General features: G+C 68.8%; 4 protein-coding genes, 1 tRNA gene and 1 pseudogene. 3 read left to right on the top strand and 3 right to left on the bottom strand.

Features of this window, described 5'->3' with window-relative positions:
* Nucleotides 1–110, bottom strand: a pseudogene (locus tag RMN86_RS11595) (NADH-quinone oxidoreductase subunit B); the annotation flags it as partial.
* Complete coding sequence (locus RMN86_RS11600) at nucleotides 101–478, bottom strand: NADH-quinone oxidoreductase subunit A (protein WP_309606003.1); 378 nt, start codon at nucleotides 476–478, stop codon at nucleotides 101–103. The gene RMN86_RS11600 and the pseudogene RMN86_RS11595, both read right to left, overlap by 10 nt.
* Before the next feature lie 220 nt (nucleotides 479–698).
* On the opposite strand from RMN86_RS11600, the gene RMN86_RS11605 reads away from it, so the two are divergent.
* Nucleotides 699–775 (top strand) — tRNA-Asp (locus RMN86_RS11605).
* Nucleotides 776–784: 9 nt separating this feature from the next.
* On the opposite strand, the gene RMN86_RS11610 is transcribed toward RMN86_RS11605, so the two are convergent.
* Nucleotides 785–2206 (bottom strand): peptide MFS transporter, encoded by a 1422-nt coding sequence (locus RMN86_RS11610; RefSeq protein WP_309606004.1) that lies wholly within the window; start codon nucleotides 2204–2206, stop codon nucleotides 785–787.
* Nucleotides 2207–2373: 167 nt separating this feature from the next.
* Here RMN86_RS11610 and RMN86_RS11615 point away from each other — a divergent pair, with 167 nt between their 5' ends.
* Nucleotides 2374–2859 (top strand): 2Fe-2S iron-sulfur cluster-binding protein, encoded by a 486-nt coding sequence (locus RMN86_RS11615; RefSeq protein ID WP_309606005.1) that lies wholly within the window; start codon nucleotides 2374–2376, stop codon nucleotides 2857–2859.
* Nucleotides 2856–5032, top strand: a 2177-nt coding sequence (locus RMN86_RS11620; RefSeq protein WP_309606006.1) for a molybdopterin cofactor-binding domain-containing protein, incomplete at its 3' end; no start/stop codon positions are given. The genes RMN86_RS11615 and RMN86_RS11620, both read left to right, overlap by 4 nt.

Below are 5032 nucleotides of genomic sequence, written 5' to 3' on the forward strand. Positions count from 1 at the left end.
ACGCCGTCGAAGAACGGGTCGTGGGCGTCGGGGTTGTAGCCTTCGACGGCTGAGCGCGCGCCGCCGTTGGCGGGAACGCTTCCCGGGCCGGCGGGAACGATCACTCCCATTCCAGGGCCCCCTTCTTCCACTCGTAGATGAAGCCCACGGTGAGCACGCCCAGGAAGCTCATCATCGACCAGAAGGCGAACTGGCTGGCGGCGGCCGGCAGCTTCATCAGCGCCACGGCCCAGGGGAACAGGAAGGCCACCTCCAAGTCGAAGATGATGAACAGGATCGAGACCAGATAGAACCGCACGTCGAACTTCATCCGCGCGTCGTCGAAGGCGTTGAACCCGCACTCATAGGAAGACAGCTTCTCCGCGTCCGGCGCCTTGGGGGCCAGCACGCTGGCGAAGACGATGAAGATCACGCCCAGCGCCGCGGCGATGCCGAGGAAGATGACGATCGGCAGGTACTGGAGCAGGAACGCGGTCATGGCCGTCTCGGGGGAATCCTTCGAGGAGTCGCGGGTCGTTCTAGACCAGCCCCACGGCGGTTTCAAACGGGGCCTTGTTGCAGCGCGAAAAGCTCACGGACCGTCGGCTCAAAGCTCACGAAAAACCGGCGGACGGCCGCCCTGGCGACCGCTTCTATCGTTGACACGATTCCGGCCCGGACCTATTAGGCGCGCCTCGCGTTTCACGCGTGCCCAAGTTGCGGATGTAGCTCAGTTGGTTAGAGCGCCGGCCTGTCACGCCGGAGGTCGCGGGTTCAAGTCCCGTCATTCGCGCCACTCCCAAATTCAGTGGGCGCCGAGCCCGAGCGCCGCGGTCAGGCGTCGCCGGGCCACGAGCAGGTAGAGCGCCGCGCCGCCGCCGATGCTGGCGTGCAGCAGCCAGAAGGCGGCCGGCGTCAGGATCTCGTAGAAGTGGCCCAGCCAGCCGACCAGGAAGTTGCCGCCGGCGAAGAACAGGTAATAGACCCCCAGCATGGTGCTGTTCAGCTTCGGCGGGGCCGCGCGTGAGATCAGCGCCATGGTGATCGTGTCGACCCACGGGATGGCGAAGTCGGCGAACAGGAAGAAGGCCGCGCCGGCCAGGATCGGCGTCTTGCCCGCCCCGGCCGCGGCGCTGGCGCCGGCGAGGATTAGAAACGCGATCGCTGTCATGGCGCAGCCCGTGGCGATCCGCGTGACCTCGCTGGGTTCGCGGCCCCGGTGGGCCTGCCAGGCCCACAGGCGGATCGCCAGGGCGGTGCCCACGATGGTGAGCACCCCGTCCAGCGCGCTGAACCAGGTCACCGGCATCTGGAACCCCATGAGGTTCAGGTCGATGTGCGCCTGGGCCCAGATCGGGAAGATGTTGAACGCCTGATTGTAGGTCCCGGTGTTGAGCATCCCGCCCAGCAGCACACAGAGGATCGCCACGATAATCCGCGTCTCCCCGGTCCGCAGCCGAGGCTTGGACACGGGGTCGCTTGAGGTCGCCGGCGCCCGCACGGTGTCTGTCGGGAAGTGTCGGAGCCCGGCGATATAGGCGACCAGGGCCAGCATCATGGAGACGGCCGCGGCCATCAGGCCGTAGCGCCAGCCGACCTTTTCCCCCAGCGTTCCGCAGACCAGGGGCGTGATGAACCCCCCGATGTTCACCGCGATCAGGAACAGGCCAAAGCCGCGTGTGCGCCGCGCGTCTCCGGTCCCGTAGAGGCGGCCGACCTGGCCCAGCAGGTTGCTCTTCACCAGCCCGGCGCCGAGGATCAGCAGGACCAGCGCGAACAGGAACCCCGCCTCGGTGACCAGCAGCAGGTGGCCGGCGGTCTGGATCATCAGGCCGAGCACGATGGTGCGGCGCTGGCCCAGCCAGCGGTCGGCCACCAGACCGCCCAGGATCGGCAGGGCGTAGATCATGCCGGTCGCCAGGCCGAAGGTCTGGGAGGCGACCGCCAGCGGGCTCATCGGCCCGAACACGCCTTCGAGCGCGGCGCGGTACTGACCAAAACCCAGCACGTGCTCCATGTGCCCCGGCGTGAACAGCTGGCGGGTCATGTAGAGCGTCAGGAGGGTGACCATGCCGTAGTAGGCGAAGGACCAGAACGCCTCGACAGCGACGATGAAGGCAAGTCCGGTGGGGTGGCCGAAGATCTCGCCACGAGCGCCGGGCGGGGCGGGCTCGGCGCCACTCGCATCAGGACGGGGGATCAGGCCCGGCTCGGTCAAGTCTGGCATTCGCCCTCTGCAATTCCGCGTGGCTCAACGTGGCCGCGCGACGGGAGTCTGTCCAGCGGTGCGCCATTCAGCTGCAACATCACCTCGCCGGACCGGTCGAAAATAGACGTTGCCGAGCGGCGCAAGTTGGCGTCCGCTGCGAGGAATCTTCCGGGGAGGCGCATGCGATGACCACCTTCAAGCTGAATGGCCGCGAGGTCACGACCACGGGACCGGACGACGCCCCCCTGCTGTGGGTGATTCGCGACGAGATCGGCCTGAAGGGCACCAAGTTCGGCTGTGGCATCGGCCAGTGCGGCGCCTGCACGGTGCACGTGGACGGCAAGGCGGTGCGCTCCTGCCTGACCCCGGCCAGCCGCGTCGCCGGCAAGGCGGTCACCACCATCGAGGGCCTGGACCCGCATGGCGCGCACCCGGTGCAGGTGGCCTGGGTCGAGGCGCAGGCTCCGCAGTGCGGCTATTGCCAGTCTGGCCAGATCATGCAGGCCGCGGCCCTGCTGGCGGCCAATCCGCACCCCACCGACGCCCAGATCGAGCAGGGGATGAACGGCAACCTCTGTCGCTGCATGGCCTATGTGCGCATCAAGCAGGCGATCAAGCTGGCGGCCGCGGCCAAGCCAGCCGCCAAGTCCCGTCAGGGAGCCGCCGCATGAACGCCCCCATCCGTCCCGACGACGCCACAACCGCCCTCTCCCGCCGCGGATTTCTGATAACCTTGACCGCCGCCGGCGCCTCCATAGGCTTCGCCGGCGCCGCCGATGCGGCCGGCGCCCCGACCGGGCTCGCGCCGACGATCTGGTATTCCATCGGCCGCGACGGGATCATCAACGTCAACGTCATCCGCGCCGAGCTTGGCCAGCACGTGGGCACCGCCATCGCCCGCATCGTCGCCGACGAGCTGGAAGCCGACTGGTCGAAAGTCCGCATCACGACGGTCGATTCCGACGCCAAATGGGGCCTGATGGTCACCGGCGGCAGCTGGTCGGTGTGGCAGAGCTATCCGATCTACAGCCAGGCCGGGGCGGCGGGCCGCACGGTGTTGATCGAGGAAGGCGCCAAGCTCTTGGGCGTCGCGCCCGGCGCCTGCGTGGCCCGGGGCGGCGCGATCCACGCCGGCAAGGCTTCGGTGACCTATGGGGACATCGTCACGCGCGGCAATGTCGCGCGCAGCTTCACGCCCGAACAGCTGGCCAAGATGCCGATCAAGGCCGCGTCCGAACGCAAGCTGATCGGCAAGCCGGCCCGCGCGCGCGACATACCCGGCAAGACCAACGGCCAGGGGGTCTATGGCCTCGACGCCACGGTTCCAGGCATGGTCTACGCGCGACCGAAGCTGCCGCCGACCCGCAACGACTCCGTGGTGGTGTCCATCGATGACAGCGCCGCCAAGGCGGTTCCTGGATATCTCAAGACCCTGGCGCTCACCGATCCGTCCGGAACCGTGCCGGGCTGGGTGGTGGTGCTGGCGTCCAGCTTCGTGGCCGCCACCCGGGCGACCGATCTGGTCAAGGTGGTGTGGACCACCGGCCCCGCGGCGAAGGTCTCCGAAGCCGACCTGCAGAAGCGCGCCGCCGACCTGATCGCCGACCCGAAGGCCGGCGGGCTGGCGGTGGAGGACCCCGGCGTCGATGCGGCCTTCGCCAGCGCCAAGTCGAAGGTCGAGGCCACCTATACGACAGCCACCGCGCTGCATTTCCAGATGGAGCCGGTCAACGCCCTGGCCTTCGAGAAGGACGGGGTGTTCGAAATCCACACCGGCAACCAGTGGCAATCGCTGGTGCTGCCCTGGCTGGCCAAGGCCCTGGGGCGTCCCGAAAACACCATCGTGATGAAGAGCTACCTGCTGGGCGGCGGGTTCGGGCGGCGGCTGAACGGCGACTACGCGGTCGCCGCTGCGTTGGCGGCCAAGGCCGCGGGCAAGCCCGTGAAGCTGGTCTTCACCCGCGCCGACGACAGCCTGTTCGACAGTCCCCGTTCGCCGTCGGTGCAGGTAGTGCGGATGGCCTTCGGCGAGGCGGGCCGGGTCACGGCGATGGAGCACACCGCCGCCGCCGGCTGGCCGACACTCGCCATGGCGCCGTTCTTCATGCCCAAGGGCGCCAATGGCGTGGCCTACGATCCCTTCGCGATCAACGGGGCGGACCATTGGTACACGGTGGGCGCGCAGCGGGTGCGGGCGGTGAACAACGACCTGGCCAACGCCACGTTCCGGCCGGGCTGGCTGCGCTCGGTCGGACCGGGCTGGACCAACTGGGCGCTGGAGAGCTTTATGGACGAAGCGGCCCACAGCGTCGGGGCCGATCCCCTCGCCTTCCGGCTCAAGCTGCTGGACGCCGCCGGCCGCAACGCGGGCTCTGGCCCCACGGCCACCGGCGGGGCGCACCGGCAGGCCGCGGTGCTGTCGAAAGTCGCGGCCAAGGCCGGATGGGGCAAGCCGCTGCCAAAGAACACCGGCATCGGTCTGGCGACCACCTTCGGCCAGGAACGCGACATGCCGACCTGGGTGGCCTGCGCGGCGCGCGTCCGCGTCGACCCGAAGAGCGGGGTGGTGAAGGTCGAAAAGCTGGACCTAGTGGTCGACTGCGGCACGGTGGTGAACCCCGACGGCGCGCTGTCGCAGGTGCAGGGCGCCTCGCTCTGGGGCATGAGTCTGGCGCTGTTTGAGGGCACGGAGTTCCAGAACGGCCAGGTCCGGGACACCAACCTGGGAACCTACAGGCCCCTGCGGATGGCCGATGTGCCCGACCTGGACATCGAGTTCCTGCCCAGCACCGAGCCGCCGGTGGGCCTCGGCGAACCCGCGACGACGGTGGTCGGCCCGGCGAT

Source organism: Phenylobacterium sp. (genome assembly GCF_031360265.1).
In the GTDB taxonomy this organism is placed as follows: domain Bacteria; phylum Pseudomonadota; class Alphaproteobacteria; order Caulobacterales; family Caulobacteraceae; genus Phenylobacterium.

Excerpts from the sequence above, each read along its gene's own strand:
- RMN86_RS11600 (WP_309606003.1), bottom strand. The coding sequence starts at position 478 with ATGACCGCGTTCCTGCTCCAGTACCTGCCGATCGTCATCTTCCTCGGC.
- RMN86_RS11610 (WP_309606004.1), bottom strand. The coding sequence starts at position 2,206 with ATGCCAGACTTGACCGAGCCGGGCCTGATCCCCCGTCCTGATGCGAGT.
- RMN86_RS11615 (WP_309606005.1), top strand. The coding sequence starts at position 2,374 with ATGACCACCTTCAAGCTGAATGGCCGCGAGGTCACGACCACGGGACCG.